Origin of the sequence: Bradyrhizobium sp. NBAIM03 (genome assembly GCF_020194055.1) — a bacterium.
GTDB lineage: Bacteria > Pseudomonadota > Alphaproteobacteria > Rhizobiales > Xanthobacteraceae > Bradyrhizobium > Bradyrhizobium yuanmingense.
This window is the reverse complement of the sequence record NZ_JADYVS010000136.1, coordinates 1-461: the sequence shown is the minus strand read 5'-3', so window position 1 is coordinate 461 and position 461 is coordinate 1. Positions and strand designations below refer to the sequence as shown.

Here is a 461-nt window from a genome sequence, read left to right as displayed (position 1 = left end):
TGCGCAAGCTGTTCGCCGACACGCCGCTCGCCCGCAAGCGCCGCTACAGCGCGGGCCGCTTTTCGTTCAACGTGGCGCAAGGCCGTTGCCCGACTTGTGAAGGCGAAGGCTTTGTCAGCGTCGAACTGCTATTTCTACCGAGCGTCTACGCGCCCTGCTCGACATGTCACGGCACGCGCTACAACGCGCAGACGCTGGAAGTCACGTGGCGCGATAAAAACATCGCCGAGGTGCTCCGCCTGACCGTCGACGCCGCCTGCGACTTCTTCGCCGACGAAGCCAGCGTGATGCGCGCGTTGAACGTGCTGCGCGACATCGGCCTGGGCTATCTGCGGCTCGGCCAGCCGGCCACCGAACTGTCCGGCGGCGAAGCCCAGCGCATCAAACTCGCCACCGAACTGCAACGCGCGCAGCGCTCCGACACGCTGTATATCCTCGACGAGCCGACCACCGGCCTGCAT

Annotated in this window: 1 protein-coding gene; it reads left to right on the top strand. The window is 65.7% G+C overall.

Features of this window, described 5'->3' with window-relative positions; translation table 11 throughout:
* A partial coding sequence (locus tag I6F21_RS37755; RefSeq protein ID WP_225184389.1) for an ATP-binding cassette domain-containing protein occupies window positions 1-461 on the top strand: 461 nt, incomplete at both ends.